The organism is Chromohalobacter sp. 296-RDG (assembly GCF_029889885.1).
In the GTDB taxonomy this organism is placed as follows: Bacteria; Pseudomonadota; Gammaproteobacteria; order Pseudomonadales; family Halomonadaceae; genus Chromohalobacter.
In genome coordinates this window covers 1-602 of record NZ_JARANY010000303.1, presented here as the reverse complement: position 1 = coordinate 602, position 602 = coordinate 1, and the positions used below count along the sequence as shown (strand labels likewise).

The 602-nt window shown below is 52.3% G+C and carries 1 protein-coding gene; it reads right to left on the bottom strand.

The features are described 5' to 3' along the window. Positions 1-142 precede the first annotated feature (142 nt). Positions 143-602, bottom strand: a 460-nt coding sequence (locus OP495_RS18670; protein ID WP_280571284.1) for a GDP-mannose 4,6-dehydratase, incomplete at its 5' end; no start/stop codon positions are given.

Sequence of the window (602 nt, the reverse complement as noted above, 5' to 3'; positions counted from 1 at the left end):
GAAAAGTTCTGTGCCATCATTCCTCATATACCTTGCAAGCAATCATCAATATGGTAGGGGCTAGACAAACAAAAGCCGCCGAAAATCCCATATCGGCGGCTTACGATGAATCTTTAACATCCAAACATCTAGAACTACTAACTTAGACGTACCCAGTAGGGTTCGTCACCTGCCAACGCCAAGTGTCCTGCATCATATCACTCAGCGTAAATTTGGCGCACCATCCTAGTTCACACTCGGCTTTGGAAGGGTCCGCCCAGAAGGCCGGCAAATCGCCATCCCGGCGAGACGCAAATCTGTAAGGCACCTCAATCCCCGTCACCCGAGTAAAAGCGCGAACCATTTCCAGAACGGACACCCCATTTCCGGTTCCCAGGTTATACGTATAGACACCAGGTGACGAGAGCCCCTCCAGTGCCTTGAGATGCCCCACCGCGAGGTCAACGACATGCAGGTAATCGCGCTCGCATGTGCCGTCTTGGGTCGGGTAGTCATTCCCGAAAATGGAAAGCTCATCACGACGGCCAACGGCCACCTGGCTGATATACGGCATCAAATTATTAGGAGTGCCTTGTGGGTCTTCTCCAATCAGCCCGGAAGGA